The organism is uncultured Corynebacterium sp. (genome assembly GCF_947253065.1).
Lineage (GTDB): Bacteria > Actinomycetota > Actinomycetes > Mycobacteriales > Mycobacteriaceae > Corynebacterium.
Genome location: NZ_CAMXWS010000005.1, coordinates 1 through 23,306, shown reverse-complemented (window position 1 = coordinate 23,306; position 23,306 = coordinate 1). Strand labels below are relative to the sequence as shown.

21 protein-coding genes and 1 pseudogene are annotated in these 23,306 nt (G+C 58.9%); 4 read left to right on the top strand and 18 right to left on the bottom strand.

The genetic code is table 11. The features are described from left to right. Positions 1-3 precede the first annotated feature (3 nt). The 6 genes from Q0X21_RS02300 to gdhA all read right to left on the bottom strand — a co-directional run bounded on the left by Q0X21_RS02300 (position 4) and on the right by gdhA (position 6,063). A complete protein-coding gene (locus tag Q0X21_RS02300) occupies positions 4-1,554 on the bottom strand; it encodes a sodium:alanine symporter family protein (protein WP_297850080.1) in 1,551 nt (516 codons plus the stop codon). Positions 1,555-1,625: 71 nt separating this feature from the next. Continuing rightward, positions 1,626-2,480 carry a bifunctional DNA-formamidopyrimidine glycosylase/DNA-(apurinic or apyrimidinic site) lyase gene (gene mutM, locus Q0X21_RS02295; protein ID WP_297850079.1) on the bottom strand — a complete coding sequence of 285 codons (855 nt, stop codon included), beginning with the start codon at positions 2,478-2,480 and terminating at the stop codon, positions 1,626-1,628. Positions 2,481-2,486: 6 nt separating this feature from the next. Further along, positions 2,487-3,245 carry a ribonuclease III gene (gene rnc, locus Q0X21_RS02290; RefSeq protein WP_297850078.1) on the bottom strand — a complete coding sequence of 253 codons (759 nt, stop codon included), beginning with the start codon at positions 3,243-3,245 and terminating at the stop codon, positions 2,487-2,489. Between the two features lie 11 nt (positions 3,246-3,256). Continuing rightward, a complete protein-coding gene (locus Q0X21_RS02285; RefSeq protein WP_297850077.1) occupies positions 3,257-3,835 on the bottom strand; it encodes a DUF177 domain-containing protein in 579 nt (192 codons plus the stop codon). Between the two features lie 47 nt (positions 3,836-3,882). After that, entirely contained in the window at positions 3,883-4,629 is a 747-nt protein-coding gene (locus Q0X21_RS02280) for a DivIVA domain-containing protein (RefSeq protein ID WP_297850076.1), read from the bottom strand. Between the two features lie 87 nt (positions 4,630-4,716). Beyond that, positions 4,717-6,063: an NADP-specific glutamate dehydrogenase gene (gdhA, locus tag Q0X21_RS02275; RefSeq protein ID WP_297850075.1), complete on the bottom strand. Its 1,347-nt coding sequence runs from the start codon at positions 6,061-6,063 to the stop codon at positions 4,717-4,719. Positions 6,064-6,320: 257 nt separating this feature from the next. On the opposite strand from gdhA, the gene Q0X21_RS02270 reads away from it, so the two are divergent. Continuing rightward, positions 6,321-7,430 carry a glycerate kinase gene (locus tag Q0X21_RS02270; RefSeq protein WP_297850142.1) on the top strand — a complete coding sequence of 370 codons (1,110 nt, stop codon included), beginning with the start codon at positions 6,321-6,323 and terminating at the stop codon, positions 7,428-7,430. Here the strand turns inward: Q0X21_RS02270 and Q0X21_RS02265 are convergent. Beyond that, positions 7,400-7,795 carry a hypothetical protein gene (locus Q0X21_RS02265; protein WP_297850074.1) on the bottom strand — a complete coding sequence of 132 codons (396 nt, stop codon included), beginning with the start codon at positions 7,793-7,795 and terminating at the stop codon, positions 7,400-7,402. The genes Q0X21_RS02270 and Q0X21_RS02265 overlap by 31 nt on opposite strands. Before the next feature lie 64 nt (positions 7,796-7,859). On the opposite strand from Q0X21_RS02265, the gene Q0X21_RS02260 reads away from it, so the two are divergent. From Q0X21_RS02260 to Q0X21_RS02250, 3 genes are all read left to right on the top strand, one after another. Further along, positions 7,860-9,200, top strand: coding sequence for a DUF4921 family protein (locus tag Q0X21_RS02260; protein WP_297850140.1), 1,341 nt, complete (start codon positions 7,860-7,862; stop codon positions 9,198-9,200). Positions 9,201-9,260: 60 nt separating this feature from the next. Then, the gene (locus Q0X21_RS02255) at positions 9,261-10,586 is read left to right on the top strand and encodes an amidohydrolase (RefSeq protein WP_297850073.1); all 1,326 of its coding nucleotides are present in this window, start codon (positions 9,261-9,263) and stop codon (positions 10,584-10,586) included. A 98-nt stretch (positions 10,587-10,684) separates the two neighbouring features. After that, on the top strand, positions 10,685-13,072 hold the full coding sequence (locus tag Q0X21_RS02250) for a glycogen/starch/alpha-glucan phosphorylase (RefSeq protein ID WP_297850072.1): 2,388 nt from the start codon (positions 10,685-10,687) through the stop codon (positions 13,070-13,072). Here the strand turns inward: Q0X21_RS02250 and Q0X21_RS02245 are convergent. The 11 genes and pseudogenes from Q0X21_RS02245 to Q0X21_RS02195 all read right to left on the bottom strand — a co-directional run. Further along, positions 13,065-15,503 carry an excinuclease ABC subunit UvrA gene (locus Q0X21_RS02245; RefSeq protein WP_297850071.1) on the bottom strand — a complete coding sequence of 813 codons (2,439 nt, stop codon included), beginning with the start codon at positions 15,501-15,503 and terminating at the stop codon, positions 13,065-13,067. The two genes, Q0X21_RS02250 and Q0X21_RS02245, sit on opposite strands and share 8 nt — an antisense overlap. Positions 15,504-15,530: 27 nt before the next feature. Further along, positions 15,531-16,958: a pyruvate kinase gene (gene pyk, locus Q0X21_RS02240; RefSeq protein ID WP_297850070.1), complete on the bottom strand. Its 1,428-nt coding sequence runs from the start codon at positions 16,956-16,958 to the stop codon at positions 15,531-15,533. 83 nt (positions 16,959-17,041) lie between these two features. Then, the gene (lgt, locus tag Q0X21_RS02235; RefSeq protein ID WP_297850069.1) at positions 17,042-18,019 is read right to left on the bottom strand and encodes a prolipoprotein diacylglyceryl transferase; all 978 of its coding nucleotides are present in this window, start codon (positions 18,017-18,019) and stop codon (positions 17,042-17,044) included. Positions 18,020-18,069: 50 nt separating this feature from the next. Then, on the bottom strand, positions 18,070-18,909 hold the full coding sequence (locus tag Q0X21_RS02230; protein WP_297850068.1) for an indole-3-glycerol-phosphate synthase: 840 nt from the start codon (positions 18,907-18,909) through the stop codon (positions 18,070-18,072). Positions 18,910-19,009: 100 nt separating this feature from the next. Further along, a complete protein-coding gene (locus tag Q0X21_RS02225; RefSeq protein ID WP_297850067.1) occupies positions 19,010-19,684 on the bottom strand; it encodes a TIGR02234 family membrane protein in 675 nt (224 codons plus the stop codon). Positions 19,685-19,687: 3 nt separating this feature from the next. Continuing rightward, positions 19,688-20,077 (bottom strand): phosphoribosyl-AMP cyclohydrolase, encoded by a 390-nt coding sequence (gene hisI, locus Q0X21_RS02220; protein WP_297850066.1) that lies wholly within the window; start codon positions 20,075-20,077, stop codon positions 19,688-19,690. Further along, on the bottom strand, positions 20,077-20,853 hold the full coding sequence (gene hisF / locus Q0X21_RS02215; RefSeq protein ID WP_297850065.1) for an imidazole glycerol phosphate synthase subunit HisF: 777 nt from the start codon (positions 20,851-20,853) through the stop codon (positions 20,077-20,079). Before hisF ends, hisI begins: the two co-directional genes overlap by 1 nt. Positions 20,854-20,860: 7 nt before the next feature. Continuing rightward, on the bottom strand, positions 20,861-21,670 hold the full coding sequence (locus tag Q0X21_RS02210) for an inositol monophosphatase family protein (protein WP_297850064.1): 810 nt from the start codon (positions 21,668-21,670) through the stop codon (positions 20,861-20,863). A gap of 6 nt (positions 21,671-21,676) precedes the next feature. Next, on the bottom strand, positions 21,677-22,423 hold the full coding sequence (gene priA / locus Q0X21_RS02205; RefSeq protein WP_297850063.1) for a bifunctional 1-(5-phosphoribosyl)-5-((5-phosphoribosylamino)methylideneamino)imidazole-4-carboxamide isomerase/phosphoribosylanthranilate isomerase PriA: 747 nt from the start codon (positions 22,421-22,423) through the stop codon (positions 21,677-21,679). Between the two features lie 9 nt (positions 22,424-22,432). Next, positions 22,433-23,071 carry an imidazole glycerol phosphate synthase subunit HisH gene (hisH, locus tag Q0X21_RS02200; protein WP_297850062.1) on the bottom strand — a complete coding sequence of 213 codons (639 nt, stop codon included), beginning with the start codon at positions 23,069-23,071 and terminating at the stop codon, positions 22,433-22,435. Between the two features lie 53 nt (positions 23,072-23,124). Further along, positions 23,125-23,306: pseudogene (locus tag Q0X21_RS02195) on the bottom strand (MFS transporter); the annotation flags it as partial.

Here is a 23,306-nt window from a genome sequence, read left to right as displayed (position 1 = left end):
ATCTTAGATGCGGGTCAGACCACCCTCATCGGTATCTTCAGCAGCACCATCGCGGCGTGCTTCGTCAACGGTGACGCGGTCCTCGGCGCTGCGGCGAGTGACCGGGTCGGAGCCGTCCCAGAACTCGACATTCTTCAGCTCCGGCAGCATGTCACGGTGGAAGACCGGATCAATGCCCTGGGCACGCTGCTCGCTGAAGTTCTTGAGCAGCTTGAAGGCAATGCCACCGAGAGGGATGATCGCGATGAGATTGATGAACACCATGGTGGCCGTCATCGTGTCGCCGAGCGCCCACACCAGCGGCAGGGAACCGAATGCACCGAAGATGACAAAGCCGACAACACCGATGCGGAAAGCGGTCAGCACCGACTTCTTCTTGGTCAGATACTCCACATTCGCCTGCGCAAGATAGTAATTGCCGAGCACGGAAGAGAATGCCAAGAAGAACAAAACAAAGGTGACAAAGTGCGTGCCCCAAGCGCCAACCGAATCAGACAGCGACGACTGGGTCAGTGCCGCGCCCTGAATTTCCTCGCCGTAAATCGGAGCCGGGCCGAGCAGGACGATGAACGCGGTAATCGTGCACACCACGAGGGTGTCAAAGTACACGCCAAGGGTCTGAACAAGCCCCTGCTTGACCGGGTGCGAAACGGTAGCCGTTGCCGCAGCATTCGGTGCAGAGCCCTGGCCAGCCTCATTGGAGAACAGACCGCGGCGCATACCGTTCATGAATGCATAACCGACGGTCGCACCAGCGATCTCCTTGATGCCCAGAGCGTGCTCAACGATGAGCGAGAACATCCCCGGGATCTCCCTGTAGTTCACAACAAGCACCAGGATGCCAACGATGATGTAGGCGCCTGCCATGAACGGCACGACCACCTGAGTTACATTCGCAATGCGGGTCACACCACCGAAGATGATCAAAGCAGTCACAGCAGCGAGGGAAAGTGCAACGACCGTCTTCAACGTATTCGAGTCATTATTCAAAGAACCGCCGACTGCCTCCACGATGGAGTTGGTCTGAATCGCGTTGTAGATGAAGCCGTAGGTGATCGAGATCGCCAGCGCGAAGATCACTGCCAGTGGCTTCCACTTCTCACCCAAGCCGCGGGTGATGTAGTACGCAGGGCCACCGTGGTAGTTGCCGTCCGCGTCCTTGGTTTTCCACAGCTGAGCCAGCGTCGACTCGACGAAAGCCGTGGCACCGCCGACAATCGCGATGATCCACATCCAGAACACTGCACCTGGGCCACCCATGGTGATAGCCAGCGCAACACCGGCAATATTGCCGGTGCCCACGCGTGAGGCAGCCGAAATGGTGAATGCCTTGAAGGCAGAAATGCCGCCATATTCTTCATCAAGGTCGCGCCCGTCGCGGTCCTTGCCCTTCGGGCTTTCGGCCACTGCCTTGAACATGTCCGGAACCATGCGGACCTGCACAAAAATCGTGCGAAGGCCAAAGTAGATGCCCGCTGCGAGAAGCAGGAATGGGATGACTTTCCAGAGGTTGTCGTTGACAGAGTCTGCCACAAACGACTCGAGTTTTTCCATGCCGAAAATTCTATACGGCATGTGATTGGCCCCATTATTTCCGGGGGCCGATTTCTAGGATTCGGGTGACATCAACGTGTTTGGCAGCTCGGGCAGTAATAGCTCGACCGGCCATTGATCACAGTCCGAGCGATCGGGGTGCCGCACCGTGCGCAAGGCTCATCTGCCCGGCCATAAGCATTCAGAGAACGTGCGAAGTATCCGCTCGCACCATTGACGTTGACGTAGAGCGAATCAAAACTGGTGCCACCAGCTTCGAGTGCACGGGCCATCACAGCCCGGGACTCTTCGAGCAATGCCACGGCATCACGCTGGCGCAGAGCTCTGCCCTTGCGAATCGGTTTGACCCCTGCTGCCCACATTGCTTCATCGGCATAGATCGAACCGATGCCGCTGACCACAGATTGGTCAAGCAGAAGAGTCTTCGCTGCCACGTTCTTTGTGCGCATTCTTCTGGCGGTGGCAACCACATCGAACTCTGGCTCAAAAGGATCCGGTGCAATGTGCGGGATCGTCACCGGAACTGGCCTACCTGCTCCTGGCTCCGGAGTGGTCAGCGGAACATACTGCCACGACCCGAACGTGCGCTGGTCCACGAAGGCGAGCTCTTTCACGCCTTCGTGTCCTTTGATCTCAGCCCGGATCCGCAGGTGCGGGCTATCAACCATGCCGGGGTCGCCCACGAGCATCTGGCCGGACATGCGGAGGTGAACAAGCAGGGCTGCGCCGTCGGAAAGCGTGAGCCACAAGAATTTTCCGCGGCGATCAGTGCCGGTAATGGTCAGTCCAGGAAGGATCTCTGCCAGATCGACATCATTGTCACGTACTGCGCGCGGGTGAAGCACCTCAACGCTGCGGAATGTCGAACCGACCACGTGAACATCGAGTCCACGACGGACTACTTCCACCTCTGGGAGTTCCGGCACTCCCCCTTACCCCTTCCGCAACGCGATCGTCTCGGGGTGATCCTTGAGGAAGAAGAAGGCTTCACGTGCCGCATTCTGCTCAGCAGTCTTCTTGTTGTGGCCACGGCCAGTGCCGCGCGACGTGCCGTCGATAAGCGCTTGCGCGGTGAAAACCTGCTCGTGTTCGGGACCTTCGGCCGTGGCTGTGTATACCGGCGGGTGCCCACCCAGCTCGGCTACACGCTCCTGCAGCTCGGTCTTCCAGTCCTGGATCCAGTGAGCGTTGTCGATCTTGTCTTCAAAAAGACGCAAGATCACATCGCGCGTGGTGTTGAAGCCATGCTGGCGGTAAATCGCGCCGAGCACAGCCTCAGTCGTGTCTGCAAGAATCGAGTCCTTGTCGCGGCCACCTGTGGTTTCTTCGCCTTTGCCCAGCAAAACGTGATTTCCCAACCCGATTTCGCGAGCAACCTCGGCGAGCCCATAGCGCGACACGATGCGCGCACGCATCGGCGACAAATCCGACTCGGGGCGGGAAGGGAATTTCTCGAACAGGGCATTCGCGATAGTCAACCCGAGCACCGCGTCGCCGACGAATTCAAGGCGCTCGTTATTCGGCAACGTCCCGTGCTCATTCGCGAACGAACGGTGCGTCAACGCCAAGCACAGGTGGTCCGGGTTGATCTCCACACCGAGCTGTTCCAGCAACGGGGTGTGATCAACCGCGGCGAATGCCTGGGCCAAAGCCTGATCGCCAGGGATCTTATTTTTCTTTGCGCGTGGCACGTCCCCTCCAGCTATTTCTCGGAAGAAGAACCAGCATCGTCGCTGTCTTCGGACGTGAGGAATTTCTCCAGCCCAGCCCAGCGCGGATCCACCAGGTCGTTCCGTTCACCCGACACACCGTCAGCGGCGGGGACATCCGAATCCTCGGGGCAAGCCGGCTCGCAGACCGGGTTGAACGGCAGATTCAAGCCCACCTCGTCGATGAAAGCCTGCTCGAGGTTCACAGTGTCATCGATGATCTGCGCGACATCGTCGCCAGAACCATCATCTTCCTCATCAGCAGCATCGCCGGTAATGAAGTCATCGGAGCCTGAGAAGACCTGCGAGACACGAATCTCCTCCGTCGGGGTCAGCTCACGCAGGCAGCGCACACACTGGCCTTTGAGCTGGGCAGTAGCGGTTGCATCGACGAGCACTCCCCCGCCAAGCGGGGTGATGGTCGACTCGATGGAAACCTCTTGGCCTTCGGGGATGGCGATCATTTCCGGGCCGATGCGCGAGGGCGCCGGGCCGGTCTGGGTGGTGGTCACCGGAAGTCCATCGCCATGCAGGGCTTCCGACACATCCACAACAAACGGGTTAGTAGCCATAACGCACCCCACAATACATTGCGGTCATTGCCCGAGCGCCGGGAGAGTTAGCGTGCGTAGCCGCCACGCTCACCGCGGTCGCCGCGCACCTCACGCTCGTAGCGGCCGGAAGCGCCGGCGCCGTGGCGCAGAGCGGAACGATCGGAGGTGACGGTGCGCAGTACACCACTCAGAGTTTCCTCAAATTCGGCAAGCTTGCCGTCCACGTATTCATCGCACTCACCGCGCAGGCGACTGGACTCGGCGTGGGCAGATTCCACGATCCGGTGTGCCTCTTCATCGGCACGGCGGGTGACCTCAGCCTCGGAGACAAGGCGCTGCTGCTCTTCCAGGCCTTCAGCCACGGAACGGTCGTAGGACTCGTTACCGTCTGCAACAAGGCGCTCGGCTTCTCGACGAGCACGCTCCACCATCTGCTCCGCCTCTTCACGTGCGCGAGAGACGGTGTTATCCGCATCCTCTTCAGCATTGGAAACCATCAACGTCGAACGCTGCTGAGCATCGCTCAGCATAGATTCGGATTCATTGTGAGCATCAGTAACCAGGCGCTGGGCCTCCGCTTCTGCGTCTCCAATGATCGCATCAGCGCGGTCCTCAGCACCGCGAAGGATTTCATCTTGCTTATCCAGAACATCCTGCGCGTCGTCGATCTCGACGGGGAAGGCATTACGGATGTCATCGAGAAGCGCGAGCACTTCGTTGCGCGGAACCATGCAATTCGACGTCATCGGAACGCCGTAGGCTTGTTCGACGGTGTTGACCAGTTCATCGAGAGCTTCAAATACGCGGTACATGAGCCCAACAGTACTGGCGAAACAACGAACGCCCCGGCAAGCCGGGGCGCGTGTCCGAAAAGGTCTCGGAGGAAAATCTAGGCGGGCTTAGACCACGCCTTGCGCAAACATTGCGTCAGCAACCTTCTTGAAGCCAGCGATATTTGCACCGACAACATAGTCACCTTCATGGTCGTACTCAGCTGCAGTAGCCGAAGTGTGGCGGAAGATGTTCTCCATGATGTCCTTCAGGCGTGCGTCGGTGTACTCGAAATTCCACGAGTCACGCGAAGCATTCTGCTGCATCTCAAGTGCAGAGGTTGCCACGCCACCAGCATTCGCTGCCTTGCCTGGCAGGAAGTGGACGTTGTTCTTGCGGTAGATCTCGATTGCTTCAGCAGTAGACGGCATATTCGCACCCTCGGCAACATACTTGACGCCGTTATCCACGAGCTTCTGTGCATGCTCACCGTCGAGCTCGTTTTGGGTCGCACATGGCAGAGCGACATCGGCCTTGATGTCCCAGATAGAACCGTCATCATGGAAGGTTGCACCTTCGGACTCTTCGACATACTCGCTAACGCGACCGCGACGGACTTCCTTGATCTCCTTCAGCAGCTCAACATCAACACCGTTCGGCGTTTCTACCCAACCGGAGGAATCAGAGAATCCAACGACGGTTGCGCCAAGCTCCTGCGCCTTGGAGATCGCGTGGATAGCCACGTTGCCGGAACCAGAGACAATGACCTTGGCGCCGTCGAGGGAATCACCGTGGGCTGCCATCATCTTGTTGGTGATGTAGACGGCACCGAAGCCGGTTGCCTCGGTGCGGACCAGGGAACCGCCCCAGGTCAGGCCCTTGCCGGTAAGGACACCAGACTCGTGCTCGTTGGTCAGGCGACGGTACTGGCCAAAGAGGAAGCCGATCTCACGGCCTCCTACACCGATATCGCCAGCGGGAACATCGCGGTACTCACCGATGTGGCGGTGCAGCTCTGTCATGAACGACTGGCAGAAACGCATGATCTCTGCATCAGACTTGCCCTTCGGGTCAAAGTCAGAGCCGCCCTTGCCGCCACCGATCGGCAGGCCGGTCAAGGAGTTCTTAAAGATTTGCTCAAAGCCCAGGAACTTGATGATGCCTAGGTTCACGCTTGGGTGGAAACGTAGGCCACCCTTGTAGGGGCCGAGCGCGGAGTTGAACTGGACGCGGAAGCCACGGTTGACGCGAACTTCACCGTCGTCTCCGACCCACGGAACACGGAAAATGATCTGGCGCTCGGGCTCACAGAGACGCTCAATGAGGCCGTAGTCGTTGTAGTGAGGATCCTTATTCAGGACAATCTTCAGGGAATCAAGAACTTCGGCGACCGCTTGGTGGAATTCCGGTTCGCCGGCATTGCGCTTCAGAAGTTTGTTGTAATAGCCCGAGATCTGGTCTTCGCTGGATGTCATATCAATCCTTTCTTCTGACTGCTCAACAACTACGAAACTATAGTCTGGTCAAGGCGATATGAGGCCTATATCACAAATCAATCTGGCCAAATTGATAGCGTCTTAGCGAATCGGACAAACTTGTCGACATCTCTTCGCCCACTGGAAAACAAAGGAGCACGCCAGCCATGGTGAACACTGACCCAATTTCCTCCACTTCTTCCGTTGACGAAGAAACTGCGGGCTTACCAGCGAATTTTGTCGCTGATGCGGAAACTATGCGGATAGTCGTCGCACCAGACTCTTTCAAGGGATCGGCCAGCGCAGCCGATGCTGCCGAGTGGATCTCGGAAGGAATCCGCTCGATCATCGTAGACTGTGACATTGAACACATTGCCATGGCTGATGGGGGCGAGGGAACAGCTGGGCTCTTTAGTGGCGAAACCATCACACTGCCCACAACCGATGCTGCGGGCCGCCTGACCGAAGCAAGCTATGTCTATAACGCCACTGAAGAAACGGCCTATATTGATGTCGCTGCCGCAAGCGGTTTACCTGCGGTGAAGGACAATCCAGTTCCGCTCACCGGTGATACGTATGGCACCGGCGTTCTCATCGCCGATGCGCAAACGCGTGGCGCACGCCGCATCGTGCTTGGTCTGGGCGGATCCGCAACGATCGATGGTGGCACAGGCATTTTGGTCGCGCTCGGCGCGAACCCGCTCAATGCCGATGGCCATCCCCTGCGTCATGGTGGTGGCGCGCTCGGCGAGCTGGACAGCTTCGACACTGCGAAGGTGAATATCCCGGCAGCCTCCGTCGACTGGCTCTTGCTGTCTGATACCGCCTTCCCTGCCACCGGCCCCCAGGGCGCAGCTCATGTATTCGGCCCGCAGAAGGGGGCTTCGCCTGAGGATGTTGAGAAGGTCGATGCGGCGCTACAGCACCTCTGCGAGGTGACCGGTGTGGATCCGACTCAGCCTGGCTACGGGGCAGCAGGCGGCCTGCCGATCGGCATTACGTGGCTGTCTGAACTCATGCACGGTAATACTGAGCATGTCAGCGTCGTTTCCGGCGCACGCACCGTTGCGGCTGCGCAGGGGCTGAAGGAAAAAATCGCCGCAGCCAATTTTGTCGTTACTGGCGAGGGCAAATATGACGGGCAGTCCGTCGCAGGCAAGGTCGCGTCGGTGATCACGGACCTAGCTGCTGAGTCCGGTACGACTGCAGCGATTGTCGCAGGCACATTTGAGACTGATGTCCCGGAAGGCGTCTTAGCAGTCGAGCTGGGCAAACAGTCAGAGTTCCCAGATGTCCGTGCCCAACTTGTCCAAGCTGGTGCGCAGGCGGCGGTGGACTACCTCAATACCTCAACAGCCCAGGGATAAACAGCAGGCAGCTCAAAATCCAGCTGGCGCTCCAACGCCACTGGGTCCTTGGGCAGTTCCGCCTTCGGGGTGAGCACGCGGGAAAGCCCCATGGCCAGTTGATTCATCGAACTCGCCCCCTCGGCGGTGATGAGGTAGCGCTGCACGATCGCATCCCCTGGCTCCTCGCCTCGCTCTTCCTCAAAGGCCTGACGTAATTGCGCAAGCGTGTCCTCCCGGACATCCGGCGCCACATCACGAGTCACCTCACCAGAGGTCAGTCGCTCATGGCGGACCAGGATTTCAACTGCACTGGCAAAAGCATCTTCTACTTGCTTGCCTGCTGCATCATCGGGAACAAGCACGTCAAACTGGATCGTCGGCATGCAGACAGACTAGCTAATAGCCTTGAGTCTTATGACAGAGACGACCATTCCCACACCGAATCCCATGTCTCATCTCGAGGCAGCCTCGCTGTCGGTATCACGCACGCCACTGACCACGATGGCAGATGGCACCATCAAGCAGCTCAATCCATTCTCCGGAACCCAGGTGTGGACTGTGCCGGGACGCGGCAATCGCCCTCTCAAGGTGCCGAAGACTGACCCACATGCACTCGAACCGCATGATTTCACGGCGAGCTGTAATTTCTGCGTCGATAAGCAGCTCAATACGCCGCCTGAAAAATCGCGCATGGTGCGCACGAACGGGAAATGGGAAATCCTGCGTGACCTTCTCCCCCACGAGCTTGGCTGCACTGAAGCTGCGTTTCGACGCGTGCCTAATCTTTTCGAGATCGTCTCTTATGACTACTGGGCGCAAAATTACGGCTTCAGCATGGACGAGTCGCGGCATGACCATATGGAGCGTTACCTCGCCGACGATGCCGGGCGGCGCCATGTTTTTGATATTGTGCGCACGCGGTTAAAGGCATCGGGACACGATGGCAATCCGAGCGAAGACGAATTGCTTGCCCACGTGCCGGCATATTTCGGTGGCGGGCATGATGTGATCATTGCACGGCGTCACTTTGTTGACGATGCGTCCGATTCAAGCCAGCTCGCATCCTCCGGCACGCTCCCGTTGGATGAGCACCGCGCGTTCATCGCCTTCACCATCGATTCCCTGCGTGATCTCTACGAGCGCAACCGCTACGCGCCATATGTATCGGTGTTCCAGAATTGGCTCGCCCCCGCTGGCGCATCATTCGATCACCTTCACAAGCAGCTCGTTGCTATCGACGAACGCGGTGTCCAGGCCGACCTGGAGATCGCGAAACTGCGACAAAATCCGAATATGTACAACGAGTGGGGCATCAATTATTCGAGCTACCACAACCTGATCATCGCCGAGAATGACCAGGCGATCATGTGCGCGGGAATTGGCCACCGCTACCCCACCATCAGCGTCTATTCCAAGTCCGCTACGCCGGAGCCGTGGCTTCAAGCAGAAGAAGAAGTTAACGGCATGGCTGACCTGCTCCACGCTGCGCACGCCGGCACCGGCCCAGAAGTTCCGTGCAATGAGGAGTGGCACCACAAGCCGATCGACTTGGATTTGCCGATGCCGTGGCGCATCAACATTAAGTGGCGCGTGTCCACTCTCGCAGGCTTTGAAGGTGGAACGAAGGTCTACGTGAACACGTTGTCGCCGTACGATATTCGCGACCGCATGGTCAGCCGCTTGTACAAACTTCGCGACGAAGGAAAGGTGGCTGCCGATATCCGCATTGCTACCGAGTGTGCCCCGGTGGTTAATGCGTTGCGCTACAACCCAGTGTTGAATCGATAACGTTGAATGCACCAGAAGTGCTAACTATTTTTCTCATCCTTCAAGGAGGCCCCGGTCCCCATGCCTGTCCATGCCGATCCGAGCGCGATCAAGGAGATCCTGCAGAACTACACGGTGGATCCCGCATGGCAGCGTGAGCTGTACGAGCACCTGCACGCCCATCCCGAGTTGTCCATGCAGGAGAAGAACACTCATGCACGGATCCTGAAAGAGTTGGAGCGTTTCAATTGCCGTGTGATCGCACCGATCGGCGGCTACGGCATTGTCGCGGTATTCCACAACGGTGAAGCAATCAGCGGCTCAGCAGGGCCCACGGTTCTTTTCCGCGCCGATTTCGACGGCCTGCCCGTCACCGAAACCACCGGCGCACCATACGCATCAAAAGACACCGCCACGCGTGACGACGGCACCGTTACAGGCCTCATGCACGCCTGCGGCCACGACATGCACGTGACCGCGCTGCTCGGTCTGTGCGACATCATGGATAACAACCGTGAGCATTGGGCAGGCTCCTTCATCGCGCTGTTCCAGCCCGCTGAGGAGATCGGCCAGGGCGCGACCGCGATGGTCACCGATGGGCTGACCGATCGCATCCCCCGCCCGGACATTTGCTTGGGTCAGCACGTCATGCCTGGTCGTGCTGGGCAGGTGCAGACCAAGCCCGGCCCCCAGTTCGCTGCCTGCGACTCCATCCGGATCCGCATCCCCGGCCGTGGTGCACACGGTTCGATGCCGCACGCCGCTATCGATCCGACGTACACCGCCGCTCACATCATTCTTCGCCTTCAGGGCATTGTCGGCCGTGAAGTGAATCCCAGTGATTTCGCTGTGGTCTCCGTCGGCCAGGTCAAGGCAGGCACAACTAATAACATCATCCCGGACCACGCTGAGCTGGTCGTGAACTGCCGTTTCTACAACGACGCAGTAAAGAACAAGGTCTACGAAGCCATCCAACGCGTCGTCATCGCTGAATGCGATGCCTCCGGGATCAAGGAAGAGCCACACTTCGAATACTTCGCCCACGGTGAGCTGCTGGACAATGACCGTGGCGCATTCATGACGGTGCGCTCCACCTTCGATGAAGTCTTCGGCCCGGATTCTGTGGATGCTGAGCCATCTACTGTGTCGGAAGATTTCGCGAATATTCCACTGGCCTTCGGCGTGCCATATATTTTCTGGCTGATCGGCTCCACTCCCCGCACCGTCTGGGACAAGGCTGTCGCAGAAAATCGCGTGATCACGGATGTTCCCGTCAACCACATGCCGACATTCCTTCCGGAGTACGAACCAACAGTGAATGCTGCAACGAATGCAGCTGCGGCGGCAGTGTTGACCTATCTGGCGATTCCGGAGCACACTCCCGCCACGCGTCCGCTGGCCAGGTAGCTGCGAACGCAGCCGGAAGTGGTTTAACGGTAGAGTGGCGATCGTTAGCGATCCTTTTCAGATGATCCAACGATTTGACTACGTGAGGTATTCAACGCATGAATTTGCCAGCTCACCCACCAGCATTCATTGACACTGTTGGTGGTCACGTCCGTTCCGTCTCTGGTTCCACTCCAGAGGCCTCCACTCGCAAGAAGTTCTGGACGGGCCTGTCCCTGGCTGCGATGGAGCAGTTCTCCGATAACTGGGATGCCACCCGCGAGGCCTACTCGGCTACTCGCCAGCAGGCCTACTTCTCCGCTGAGTTCCTGATGGGCCGTGCCCTGCTGAACAACCTGACCAACCTGGGTCTCGTCGATGACGCGATCAAGGCTGCAGAAGAAAACGGCCAGGACTTCCTGAACGTCTTGGAGGCTGAGCACGATGCAGCGCTCGGCAACGGAGGCCTGGGCCGCCTGGCTGCCTGCTTCCTGGACTCGGCTGTCACGCAGGACTACCCGGTCACCGGCTACGGCCTGCTGTACCGCTACGGCCTGTTCCGTCAGGAAATCGAAGACGGCTTCCAGAAGGAGCACCCGGATGCATGGAAGGAGAGCTTCTACCCCTTCATCGTCCGTCGTGGCTCCCAGCAGCGCATCGTGAAATTCGATGACATGCACGTCCGCGCGATCCCCTATGACATGCCGATCACCGGCTATGGCACAGACAACGTGGGCACGCTGCGCCTGTGGGACGCATCCCCGATGCGAGAGTTCGACTACGACGCATTCAACTCCCAGCGTTTCGCTGACGCAATCCTGGAGCGCGAGGCAGTCCACGACATCACGCGTGTGCTGTACCCGAATGACACCACCTACGAGGGCAAGGTGCTGCGTGTCCGCCAGCAGTACTTCTTCGTCTCCGCTTCACTGCAGGAGATGATCGACAACTACATCGCGCACCACGGCGAGGACCTGCGCGACTTTGCTAAGTACAACTCCGTGCAGCTCAATGACACCCACCCGGTGCTGGGCATTCCGGAGCTGATGCGCCTGCTTCTCGACGATCACGGGATGTCCTGGGAAGATGCCTGGGAGGTCACCACCAAGACCTTCGCCTACACCAACCACACGGTGCTCGAGGAGGCTCTGGAGACCTGGGATGTGTCCATCTTCCAGCAGCTCTTCAACCGCATTTGGGAAATCGTGGTGGAGATCGACCGCCGCTACCGCGAGGACATGGCGTCCCGTGGCCTAGAGCCGGAGACGATCCACCACTACTCCCCTGTTCACGATGGCAAGGTCCACATGGCGTGGATCGCGTGCTATGCCTCCTACTCCATCAATGGTGTCGCTGCGATCCACACCGACATCCTCAAGCGCGACACGTTGAACTACTGGTACGAGCTGTACCCGCAGAAATTCAACAACAAGACCAACGGTGTGACCCCGCGTCGTTGGCTGCGCATGTGCAACCCGCGCCTGTCTGAGCTGCTCGACCGCCTGGTCGGCTCCGATGAGTGGGTCACCGACATGGACAAGCTCAAGGAGCTGCGGCACTACGCCGAAGATGATGCGGTGATGAAGGAGCTCAGCGAGATCAAGGCAGCGAATAAGAAGGATTTCGCTGACTGGGTCCGCGTCCACGAAGATGTGGAGATTGATCCGGAGTCGATCTACGACACGCAGATCAAGCGCCTGCATGAGTACAAGCGTCAGCTGCTCAATGCCATGTACATCCTTGACCTGTACTTCCGCATCAAGGATGGTGAGAAGGATGTGCCGAAGCGCACGTTCATCTTCGGTGCGAAGGCAGCTCCTGGCTATGTCCGAGCCAAGGCGATCATCAAGCTGATCAACACCATCGGCGAGCTGGTGAACAACGACCCAGAGGTATCCAAGTACATCCGCGTTGTGTTCATTGAAAACTACAACGTCTCGCCTGCCGAGCACATCATTCCTGCCACGGACGTCTCCGAACAGATTTCCACCGCCGGCAAGGAAGCTTCCGGTACGTCGAACATGAAGTTCATGATGAACGGCGCGCTCACCTTGGGCACGATGGACGGCGCGAACGTGGAGATCGTCGATTCTGTCGGCGAGGACAATGCCTACATCTTCGGCGCTCGCGAAGAGGAACTGCCGGAGCTGAAGAAGTCCTACAACCCGACCGAGGTCTACGAGAACAACCCGGCGATCAAGCGCGTGCTCGATGCGCTTATCGACGGCACGTTGGACGACAACCACACCGGCGCGTTCTCCGATCTGCGCGACTCCCTGCTTATCGACGGTGGCTGGAACACCCCGGACCCGTACTACGTCCTGGGTGACTTCGACTCCTACAAGGAGACCCGCGACCGCATGGCTAAGGAGTACTACTCCGACCCACTGCAGTGGGCACGTATGTGCTGGATCAACATCTGCGAATCCGGCCGCTTCTCCTCTGACCGCACGATCCGTGATTACGCGAACGAGGTCTGGAAGATCGAGCCGACGCCGATCAACTAGTCCGCGCGTTCAGCACACGCCCTGTCGCAGTTTCATGCTGCGCCAGGGCGTTTGGCGTTCCTTCAGCAATGATCTTTCCGCCTTCAGCACCCGCACCTGGCCCCATCTCAATGACACGGTCGGCTTGCGCAATCACCGAGAGGTCGTGCTCGACGACGATCACGGTCTGCCCTGCGTCGACAAGTCCATTGAGCTCTGTAACCAAGAGTTGAATATCAGCCGGGTGCAGGCCCGTTGTCGGCTCGTCCAGCAGGTACACCGTGTGGCCCCGGCGCGAGTTGCGGGAGCGCTGCAACTCTGTGGCGAGCTTGATGCGCTGTGCCTCCCCGCCTGAAAGCTCTGGCGCGCCCTGGCCAAGGGTCAGATAGCCCAGACCGACCGCCTGAAGGGTCTCCACCGCGCGAAGAATCTTCGGTTCCTCAGCGAATACCTCCGCGGCTTCATCGACGGTTAGAGCCAACACGTCGGCGATCGTGCGACCAGCCCAAGTGATCTCGAGGGTCTCGTCGTTGTAGCGGGCACCATGACAATCCGGGCATGTGGTGTACGCCCCCGGAAGGAACACCAGCTCGACTTCGATCTTGCCGGCGCCACCACAGGTCGGACATTGCCCCTGCTTGACGTTGTAGGAGAATCGGGAGACCGTCCATTTCCGCTTCTTCGCTTCGGGTGTGGATGCGAAGAGTTTACGCACGCCGTCGAAAAGCCCGGTGTAGGTAGCCAGTGTTGAACGCGGGGTGCGGCCGATCGGCTTCTGCGTGATCTGCACGACGCGGCTCACTGTGTCGAAGCCGGAGTGCTTATTCACACTCCACTCCCCTGTCTCCTGCGCGCTGTCGTCCTCATCATCCGCAACGGTTGAGGCAGCCTCGCGCAAAATCCCAGCGAGCACGGTACTGACAAGTGTGGATTTACCAGAACCGGAGACACCCGCAACAGCGGTGAATTGACCCAGACCGAAGTCCACATCAAGCCCATCAATAGAACGTGCCTGGACTCCTTCGAGCAAAAGCGTTCCAGCTGCGTCGCGAGGTGCGTCATTCAGCGTGAGCGCGCGGTGATTGAGCGCATTCGCCGTCGGTGTATCCAAGTCGTAGTCCGCGGTGGGACCGGAGTAGACCACCTCACCGCCCTTTACGCCCGCCAGGGGTCCCACATCGACGAGCCAATCGGTCTGCGCAACTAGCTCCATGTCATGCTCGACGAGCAGTACCGAATTGCCTGCGTCAATGAAACGACGGCAAATATCAAGCACTGCACCACGCTCCGCTGGGTGCAAACCTGCCGAAGGCTCATCCAACACGTATGCCACGCCGAAGAGCCCCGAGCGCAGCTGCGCAGCCAACCGAATACGCTGCAACTCTCCTGCCGAAAGCGTCGGCGCCGGGCGGTCAAGACTCAAATGCGCCAACCCGAGGTCCAGCGCAGACTGCAGCGCGGGCAAGATCTGCTTGAGCAACAGATCCTCTGCTGAGTTCTCCTCAGGTTCTTGCCCCGAAAGCACGGAATAAACGCGATCTAACGGCAGGGCCCCGAGTTCGTCGATAGGCAAACCCGCGTACGTCACTTTGAGTGCCTCAGGGTTGAGGCGACGGCCGTTGCACGTCTCACACGTGCGCGACTCCATGTAGGACAGCACTCGCTTACGCAGCGTGTCCGACTGTGTTTCGGCGAGCGTATTGGTCAAATAGCTGGCCACTGAACGCCACGTGCCCTGATAATTGCGCTGGATCTGATCCGCGCCACGCAACGGCTTGACCGTCACCACTGGGCGTTCATCGGTGAACAGAATCCAGTCACGATCTTTCTTGGACAAGTCCTGCCACGGGCTATCCAAGTCATAGCCCAGTGTTTGCAGGATGTCGTGAAAATTCTTCCCTGCCCATGCACCCGGCCAGGCCTTGATCGCGCCATCCTCAATCGACAGTGTGGGGTCCGGCACCATCGACTCTTCAGTCGGTTCATGCACGATGCCCGTTCCCTGACACGTTGGGCACATGCCCTCCGGCGTATTCGGCGAGAACGAATCGGAGTACAGACCCTTGGGGTTATCCCCGGCGCGTGAGTACAGCAGGCGAATACTATTCGACAAAGCAGACACCGTCCCCACAGTGGATCGCGCACCACCGCCAGAGGTGGATTGCTGCAAAGCCACCGTCGGCGGCAGGCCTTCGATCTCACTGACTTGTGGGTCAACGGCAGAACCGATGAGACGGCGCGCAAAAGGCGCCACTGATTCGAGGTAGCGCCTTTGCCCCTCACCATGGATCGTGCCAAAAGCGAGAGAAGATTTGCCGGAACCGGACACACCCGTCACTGCGACGAGCGTGCCACGGGGAATGTCTACGTCGACATTCTTCAAATTGTGCAGGTGGGCATCCCTGACATGGATTCCGGCAGCGATCTGAGAAATCTCAGTGTTTTCAGGCATGCCCTCCAGCGTAACGAGGACTCGTCCTTAGCGCGGCTTGCGCGTGTCCTCGCCCAGCTGGTGCACGTGAATCATGTTCGTCGTGCCAGCGACTCCCGGCGGGGTGCCAGCCACGATGACCATGGTGTCGCCTTCCTTGTACTTCTCAATCGAAAGCAGCGAGGCATCGACGACTTCCATCATCTCGTCCGTGTTGTCCACCTTCTGGCACAGGAAGGTCTCCGCACCCCACGTTAGTGCGAGCTGCGAGCGCACCTCCTGGTTCGGAGTGAAGACCAACAGCGGCAGGTGGGAATGCAGACGTGCCAGACGACGTGCGGTCTCACCCGAGCTGGTGAACGCGACGAGCGCACGAGAGTTCAGGCGCTCTGCAATATCGCGCGCCGAATAAGAGATCACGCCACGCTTGGTACGTGGAATATGGTTGAGCGGCGGGACAGAGCCCATCGACTCGGCCACACGAACGATGCGGTCCATGGTGCGAACCACATTGTGCGGGTCCACACCGACCGACGTCTCACCGGAGAGCATCACAGCGTCCGTGCCGTCAAGCACCGCGTTTGCAACGTCAGATGCCTCTGCACGAGTCGGACGCGAATTATCGATCATCGAATCGAGCATCTGCGTAGCCACAATCACCGGCTTGGCGTTCTCACGCGCAATCTGGATCACGCGCTTCTGCACCAGCGGCACCTGCTCAAGTGCGATCTCCACGCCCAGGTCACCGCGGGCAACCATGACAGCGTCGAAAGCCAGAATGATCGATTCAAGCGCATCAACTGCTTCTGGCTTCTCCAGCTTGGCGATCACGGGGACGCGACGGCCTTCCTCATCCATGATCTCGTGAACGAGATCCACATCCGACGGGGAACGCACGAACGACAGCGCGATGAAATCCACACCGAGCTTCAAAGCAAAGCGCAGGTCCGCCTTATCCTTTTCGCTCAGCGCCGGAACGGAGATGTTCATGCCCGGCAGGGAGACACCCTTGTTATTGGAAACAGGGCCGCCCTCAGTCACTTCGCAAACGACATCGTTGCCGTCGACTTCCTTGCAGACCAAGGCCACCTTGCCGTCGTCAACGAGCAGGCGGTCGCCCGGCTTCGCGTCCTCTGCAAGATTCTTGTACGTGGTGGACACACGGTCATGCGTACCCACGACATCATCGACCGTGATGCGGACGGTCTCACCGGTCTCCCAGTAAGTCTTACCGTCGCCCTCGAAGCGGCCCAGACGAATCTTCGGGCCCTGAAGATCGGCAAGAATACCGACTGCATGGCCCGTCTCATCGGTTGCTTCGCGCACCCACTTGTAGTTTTGCTCGTGGTCCGGGTAATCACCGTGCGAGAAGTTCAGGCGGGCGACATTCATGCCGTCACGCACGAGTCCAACGATTGCGTCCTTGCTGGCTACTGCAGGTCCGAGAGTGCAAACAATCTTGGTGCGTCTATCCACAGCTTCCTTCTTCTAATCTGTGCGGCCAGCTCACATTCTCAACTGGCCGGTTAAGGATTGGATACGGACCCCACGCTACCGAATCACTTCTGCTTTCGCTTTTGCGCCTGTTTGCGCGCAGACGCCCCAGCAACCGCCGTTGCGGTGCCGTCAGACGCAGTCTCCGTATCTTCCGACGCAGCTAATCCTTGCTCTTTCCCCTCGCGCGGATCGACCTCTTCCGAGGTTTCCCGACCACGACGCATAAGGAAGAACACGATAATGGCTGCGATGAAAATCACAGATGAAACAACGAAATTCACGCGGAGACCGAAAATCGTATTCGCGGCATCATCACGCATCGTTTCCATGAAGATACGCCCCAAGCTGTACATCGCGATATAGAGAACAAATACGCGGCCATGCCCCAAACGGAAACGACGCTCCGCCCACAGCAAGAACGCAAACACTGCGAGATTCCACAGCATCTCGTAGAGGAATGTCGGGTGGACACTGGTGACGATCTCCCCGGTTGAACGCCCCGTCAGCGGAGCGAAATTACCGTTGGCATCGACGCGGTAGAAGATATCCAGCGCCCACGGCACATCCGTTGGGCGACCGTAGAGCTCCTGGTTGAAATAGTTCCCCAAACGCCCGACTGCCTGCGCCAAGATGATGCCAGGTGCCACAGAATCAGCGAAAGGCGCGAGCGGCACCTTTTTGAATTTGAACAGCGCCCACACCGCGAGCGTGCCCAGCGCGACCGCGCCCATGATGCCCAAACCACCAGCGGAGAAATTGAATACCTGCCACGGGTCCTTACCAGGGCCGAAATACTTGTCGTGATCCGTAATCACGTGGTACAAACGCCCACCGATAATGCCAGCTGGGATCGCCACAATCGCTGCATCCCACACCATGTCAGGATCCCCACCGCGAGTTTTGTAGCGCCGCAGGGTTAGTGCCAGCGCGACAATAATGCCGGTGATGATGCACAGTGCGTACGCACGGATCGGGATTGGCCCGAGGTGCCACACGCCCTGCGGGGGCGACGGAAAATTAGCCAGGATCTGTGTAACCACGCAAGACAGTTTGCCTGATTAACGCGCTCTTGGCGATAGCCCGCGCACATTCAACGCGATGGGCAGGCGGGATGCTGCCCCGCTGCCACAAGCCGTCGCGTTGCAGCGGTCACATTGGTGCTTGTCATCACGGCTTCACCAGCAAGCACCGCATCCGCGCCTATCGACGCCGCCGAGATCACATCCCGCGCATTGCGCACACCGCCAAGACTGATCCGCAGAACGCTCTCCGGCAGGCCCGGTTCAATTTCACCAAATGCCTCACGGTTCAAATCATTCGTGTCAAAAGTCCACGAATTCACACCGATGACAGAAGCCCCCGCATGCAATGCCCGATCAGCCTCTTCAATCGTGCGCACCTCGGCCATACCGACCATGCCAAGGGATTCCACGCGGTCCAAAAGGCTTTCTAGACGAGCTTGTTCCAGCAGTCCCACCTGCAGCGGCACCATATCGGCGCCGTAGCAGCGGGCCTCATGGATCTGGTACGGGTCAACGATCACATCGCGGCACACCATCGGCAGCCTCGTGGCATTGCGGGCCTGCTCCATGTCGTTCAACGAGCCATCGAAACGCAGGCGCTCCGTCTGGCATGCGATGAGTGCGGCTCCCCCAGCCTCAATCTCCGCGCCGAGATCCGCCATGGAATTGATCACGCCCGTGGGCCCGAAGACTGGCGACGTACGTTTGATCTCAACAATGATCCCGCATCCGGGGCCTAAAAGTGCGGCACGAACATCTCTGGTTTCAGGCATATCGCGCGAACGAGCCTTGATTTCCTTGAACGGAATTTGTGCTTCGCGCTCCGCAACATCAGCCAGCACACCCGCGACAACTGGATTGAGTGTCGCGTCGGTGACCAGCTGAGCCTTGTCCTGCGCCGCGGTCATGCTTATGAGATTATCCGGTCTCGTTCAGTCCACGAAATCAAGCGACTTTCACAAGAATGTAATCGCCAAAGACCGCATCATCCCTGACTAGTCAATGTCTCTAATCTTTCGACTGCGACGGAGAATCCGTCGGATCCATATCTGCATCAATGGCATCCCACAGCACACGCCCCGAATCAGGTTCGGCTTCCAGGTCGTGTTCAATCTTCTCGCGGCGCTGCGAAGCCTTCTCGTACTTATTCACCGTCGCAGCATCCTGACCAGGACGCACAGCCAAAAGCACACCACCAGCGACAGCCACCAGCGCACCCAACACAGCAACGGCTGGGCCGAGCGCTGCCACATCGATACTGGAGATGGTCGCCCATTCCGGAATCGCAGTCTCACCGACGGTGCTGCCGATCGTGGTTTCCTCGCCACCCAGCGTGAGAAGTGCCTTGGCACGCTCCGGATCCGGTGAGCCAAACAGAACGCCCAACGGCGGAACAACCACAGCTGCAGCGAGCACTGCACCGACCGCACCGACAAGACGACGCCCCAACCGACGCAGTGCCAACCCCGCGACAGACGCGGCGAGCAGCACTAAGACAACAGCGGTGACCTCAGTCGACCACGTCGCACCATTGACATCGACGGATCCATCGCCGGTCCGGTCATCGGAATAATTCACCGTCATCCAGGTCACTCGCGATGCCAGCCAGAGCACCAAAGCTCCGAGTCCCATCAGCAATGCACCGATACGGGCAAAGCGCTTCTCCGCAGACGAATCACTCACTGCTTATCCTTCCTCCTGGGCGAGAAGCAGATCAGCATCAAAACACGTGCGGTCACCGGTATGGCACGCACCACCGCGCTGTTCCACCTTCATCAGCACTGTGTCTCCGTCGCAGTCGAGCCGAACTTCTGTCACATGCTGAGTATTCCCACTGGTCAATCCTTTGACCCAGTACTCCTGCCGGGAACGGGAGAAATAGGTGCCCTTCCGAGTCGCCAATGTGTATGCCAATGCGTGGTCATCCATCCACGCCATCATCAAAACTTCACCGGTACCGGCAGCTTGGACGATCGCGGGGACAAGCCCTGCATCGTTGAAGTGCACCCGTGAACGAAGATCAGCAGTCAGTTCGGCGTCTTCGGGGCGGAGTTCATCTGCGGGTTGCTGTGCCATTACCTGCGCACCTCACACCCAGCGTCGGCAAGCGCTTGCTTGACCTGCGCAATGCTCACCTCGCGGAAGTGAAAAATGGATGCGGCCAACACTGCATCCGCACCGGCCTGGACAGCTGGCGGGAAGTGTTCAGCCTTGCCGGCACCACCAGATGCGATCACCGGAATCGAAACCGCCTCGCGCACGCGCTTAATCAGCTCGATGTCGAAGCCTTCCTTCGTGCCATCCCCGTCCATCGAATTGAGCAGGATCTCCCCCACTCCGAGCTTTTCACCCGTGACTGCCCATTCGATCGCGTCTAGCTCAGCGGACTTCGTGCCACCGTGAGTGGTCACCTCAAAACCGGAAGGCTGCGGCGTACCGCCCTCCGGCACCCGGCGCGCGTCGACAGAAAGAACAATGCACTGCGCGCCGAAAACCTCGGACAACTCTTTGAGCAACTCCGGCCGCGCGATCGCGGACGTGTTCACCGAGACCTTGTCGGCACCGGCACGAAGCAGCTCACGCACATCCTCCTCCGTGCGCACGCCACCACCGACGGTGAGCGGAATGAACACCTGGTCTGCTGTACGACGCACGACGTCCAGCATCGTGCCACGCCCTTGCTTCGAAGCGGTGACATCCAAAAAGGTCAGCTCATCTGCGCCTTGCTCGCCATAAAGCTTTGCTAATTCCACGGGGTCGCCGGCATCACGCAGATTCTCAAAATTGACACCTTTGACCACCCTGCCGTTATCCACGTCCAGACATGGAATCACCCTGGTTGCTACGGCCATCGCCACATCACTTCCTTCCGGCGTCACGCTGAATGGACTTCATCGTACGCAGCACCGTTTCATGCACGTCAGGGGACCCAGCGATCACGCCGAGTGACCCCAAAGACCACGGCTCCCCGTCGATGTCGGTGACCACCGCACCTGCGCAACGTGACAACAGCACGCCGGCGGCATTATCCCAGGGGAACGGCGAGAAACTCACCGCTGCCTCGAAAATTCCTTGCGCGACGAATGCGAGATCCAGCCCCACTGAGCCGCTGATGCGTGGACGCATCTTCTCGTATTGCAATGCCTTGAGCAGCTTCAAGCGACTATCGGGCGGAACCCTGTCGGAGTCCTCCGTTCCGACAGAGCCGACGCCGATTTGATTGCTAACCGGCGCGACTTCGTCGATACGCGGTAACACGGCACCATTGAATGTCACGCGCGACCCTTCAACAGCTGTGAGCCGCATATTCAGCAACGGCAAATCCGTCACTGCCACCACGGGCTGCTCATCGACGACGAGCGAAATCAGTACCGCGCAATTCGGATTACCGGAAGAGAAATTTGCCGTTCCATCGATCGGGTCAACCACCCATAGGATGCGGCTTTGTTCCTGGCCGCCTTTTTCTTCACCCAGCACCGGAATGCCAGTGGATTCAACGAGGTGCTTGCGCAGCGTCGTTTCAATCTGCAGGTCTACCTCTGTGGCGAAATCATTAGTGCTCTTGTACAGCGCAGGTGCTGCCCCGAGACCTTCGACGAACTGCCAGCGGGCGACATCCGCTGCTTCCTCGGCAACGCCGAGGAACCTGTTCAACTCGTCTGCCTGCATTGCGCTCTACTTGTCCCCCGCATTCGCTGCGATCTCCAGTGCCTCACGCAGCGTGAAGCGCTTCTCATACAGCGCCTTTCCCACGATGACGCTGTCGATGCCCTCGTCAGCGTAGCGAGCGATCTCTGCAATATCGGCAACCGAAGACACACCACCGGAGGCGGTCACTGCAGCATCGGTGGCTGCGGAGACATCGCGGAGTAATTCAACATTCGGCCCCGCCAAGGTGCCGTCTTTGCTCACATCGGTGACCACGAAACGCGTGCAGCCAGCCGCGTCAAAATATTCGAGAACCTCCCACAGGTCACCGCCATCAGAGGTCCAACCACGCCCCTTGGTGCGCCACTGCCCTGCTTCTTCGCGCACAGCAATATCCACAGCGATCGCATCACCGTGCTTCTTGATCGCCGCTGCCGCCCACTCAGGGTTCTCCAGCGCAGCGGTGCCGATATTCACACGCTTCGCGCCAGTAGCCAACGCACGTTCAAGAGTCGCATCATCACGAATTCCACCGGTCAGTTCAACATTGATGGACAGCTCACGCGTGATTTCTGCCATCAGCTCGTGGTTCGAACCACGCCCAAATGCCGCATCCAGGTCCACGAAGTGCAGCCACTCCGCGCCCTCTGCTTGCCATTGGAGTGCCGCATCCAGCGGCGCTCCGTAATTCTTCTCCGTACCAGCTTCCCCCTGGTCAAGGCGGACCGCCTGGCCGTCGACGACATCTACTGCGGGCAGAACAGTGAAACTCATATGCGCAGTCTAATTCAGATGACCGACCCAATTCTGTAATAACGTCAACCCGGCATCCCCGGACTTCTCCGGGTGGAACTGTGTCGCCCACAACGGACCGTTTTCCACGGCTGCGACGAAGCGCGAATTGCCGTGCTCCGACCAGGAGACTTTGGGGGCGGCGATGAACTCATCCTCCGCCATCTCCCATTTCTGCACACCGTAGGAATGCACAAAGTAGAACCGTGCATCCTCATCGAGTCCGGCGAACATTTCAGAACCACTTGCCACATCGACGGTGTTCCAGCCCATGTGCGGAAGCACCGGTGCATCAAGCTTTTCGACGACCCCCGGCCACTCCCCACAGCCTTCCGCCTCAATGCCGTGCTCAACGCCCTTTTCAAACATCACCTGCAGGCCAACACAGATGCCCAATACCGGTCGGTCCCCCGCCAAGCGCTGCCCGATCAACCGTGGTCCAGCGACGTCCTTCAGCCCACGCATGCACGCGTCGAATGCACCGACCCCTGGCACTACTAGTCCGTCAGCTTCCACCGCGATCAGCGGATCTCGCGTGACTACAACGTCTGCGCCAACGTGCTCCAGCGCACGCTGTGCTGATCGAAGATTTCCTGCGCCGTAATCAAGGAGTGCCACCACGTTGCTCATGAGTGGAAAGTGTAGCGCTCCCGTCTCACCCAGTTACGTCAGCACCGTTGCCATTACCGGCCGAGGCGGCGTTTGCCAATGAGCCAGTCCGCGGTAGTCATCACAATGCCTGCGACGATAACCAGTGCCGAGGCAGTGAAGGCACCTGGCGCACCAACTCCAGCGATAATGCCGCCGAAGACGAACGAACCGACACCTTGACCACCATCAAAGCCGACATTCCACACAGCAGAAG

What these genes read in the sequence shown, in the direction of transcription:
- Q0X21_RS02300 (WP_297850080.1), bottom strand. Translation starts at nt 1,554, where the DNA reads ATGGAAAAACTCGAGTCGTTTGTGGCAGACTCTGTCAACGACAACCTC.
- Q0X21_RS02285 (WP_297850077.1), bottom strand. Translation starts at nt 3,835, where the DNA reads ATGGCTACTAACCCGTTTGTTGTGGATGTGTCGGAAGCCCTGCATGGC.
- Q0X21_RS02280 (WP_297850076.1), bottom strand. Translation starts at nt 4,629, where the DNA reads ATGTACCGCGTATTTGAAGCTCTCGATGAACTGGTCAACACCGTCGAA.
- gdhA (WP_297850075.1), bottom strand. Translation starts at nt 6,063, where the DNA reads ATGACATCCAGCGAAGACCAGATCTCGGGCTATTACAACAAACTTCTG.
- Q0X21_RS02270 (WP_297850142.1), top strand. Translation starts at nt 6,321, where the DNA reads ATGCGGATAGTCGTCGCACCAGACTCTTTCAAGGGATCGGCCAGCGCA.
- Q0X21_RS02265 (WP_297850074.1), bottom strand. Translation starts at nt 7,795, where the DNA reads ATGCCGACGATCCAGTTTGACGTGCTTGTTCCCGATGATGCAGCAGGC.
- Q0X21_RS02260 (WP_297850140.1), top strand. Translation starts at nt 7,860, where the DNA reads ATGTCTCATCTCGAGGCAGCCTCGCTGTCGGTATCACGCACGCCACTG.
- Q0X21_RS02255 (WP_297850073.1), top strand. Translation starts at nt 9,261, where the DNA reads ATGCCTGTCCATGCCGATCCGAGCGCGATCAAGGAGATCCTGCAGAAC.
- Q0X21_RS02250 (WP_297850072.1), top strand. Translation starts at nt 10,685, where the DNA reads ATGAATTTGCCAGCTCACCCACCAGCATTCATTGACACTGTTGGTGGT.
- Q0X21_RS02245 (WP_297850071.1), bottom strand. Translation starts at nt 15,503, where the DNA reads ATGCCTGAAAACACTGAGATTTCTCAGATCGCTGCCGGAATCCATGTC.
- Q0X21_RS02230 (WP_297850068.1), bottom strand. Translation starts at nt 18,909, where the DNA reads ATGACCGCGGCGCAGGACAAGGCTCAGCTGGTCACCGACGCGACACTC.
- hisI (WP_297850066.1), bottom strand. Translation starts at nt 20,077, where the DNA reads ATGGCACAGCAACCCGCAGATGAACTCCGCCCCGAAGACGCCGAACTG.
- hisF (WP_297850065.1), bottom strand. Translation starts at nt 20,853, where the DNA reads ATGGCCGTAGCAACCAGGGTGATTCCATGTCTGGACGTGGATAACGGC.
- Q0X21_RS02210 (WP_297850064.1), bottom strand. Translation starts at nt 21,670, where the DNA reads ATGCAGGCAGACGAGTTGAACAGGTTCCTCGGCGTTGCCGAGGAAGCA.
- priA (WP_297850063.1), bottom strand. Translation starts at nt 22,423, where the DNA reads ATGAGTTTCACTGTTCTGCCCGCAGTAGATGTCGTCGACGGCCAGGCG.
- hisH (WP_297850062.1), bottom strand. Translation starts at nt 23,071, where the DNA reads ATGAGCAACGTGGTGGCACTCCTTGATTACGGCGCAGGAAATCTTCGA.